This window comes from Collinsella aerofaciens, from assembly GCF_027679495.1.
Lineage (GTDB): Bacteria > Actinomycetota > Coriobacteriia > Coriobacteriales > Coriobacteriaceae > Collinsella > Collinsella aerofaciens_AK.
Window position 1 is genome coordinate 1 of record NZ_JAQEKC010000067.1, and the last position, 910, is coordinate 910.

At 69.7% G+C, this 910-nt stretch carries 1 protein-coding gene; it reads left to right on the forward strand.

The window, feature by feature from the left end:
• Positions 1 to 310: 310 nt before the first annotated feature.
• Positions 311 to 910 (forward strand): IS110 family transposase (locus PGW49_RS10365; RefSeq protein ID WP_270226451.1); only part of this gene is annotated, 600 nt, incomplete at its 3' end.

Sequence of the window (910 nt, forward strand, 5' to 3'; positions counted from 1 at the left end):
ACCTGCACTGATAATTGTTCTCGGGGGAAGCGGGCACTGCGGGGCGCGGCAACGGCGCGCGATTTCCGCGTCGCAGCGCTACCCTGATGCTGAATGCCGGGACGATGACCCACTGACCTGCTGACGCCTCTTCGGCCGTCCTCAAATCCGACCTGTCTCGCCCCGGCATCCGCGTCCCGGAGTCCTGCCATGACCTAATAGGAGCATGAGCGCGGACAATCGGACAAGCCAATTGGATTGTAGCGCTCCCGTCAGTGCAATGTCTGGGAGACCCGGGCGCGGAGCAGGCGGCAGACCGAGGGGAGCGAAAATGGAAGGCGAAACGGTCATCGCGGGCGTCGACACGCACAAGGACGTGCATGTCCTGTGCCTGCTCGACGGCCTCGGGAGGAAGATCTGGAGCGGGAGCTTCGGGGCCGACCCCGAGGGCTACGACAGGCTGGCGGAGGCGATAGGCGACCCGGGGAGCTGCATGGTCGTCGGCGTCGAGGGCACGGCATCGTACGGGGCCGGGCTGACGAGGAGGCTCGTGGAGCTCGGGTACAACGTCGTCGAGGTGCTCAGGCCCAAGAGGGACAAGGTGAGGCCCGGCGAGGGGAAGAGCGACCCGCTGGACGCCGAGCGCGCGGCGCGCAAGGCGGCGTCCGGGAAGGGCTGCTCCGTGCCGAAGTCGCAGGACGGCTGGGTCGAGGCGGTGCGCCAGCTCTACGTCGCGCGCAGGCTGGCCGTCGCGACGTCCACGTCCTGCGTGGCCTGCGCGAAGTCGATGCTCACGACGGCCCCGGGCGCCCTGAGGGAGCGGTTCAGGGGCCGCGAGCGGCCGAAGGACCTCATGCCGCTGCTCGCGCGCGGGAGGAAGGCGGGCGACGCGCTCGAGGAGAGCGTGCTGGCCTCGCTGCGGTCCGTCGCG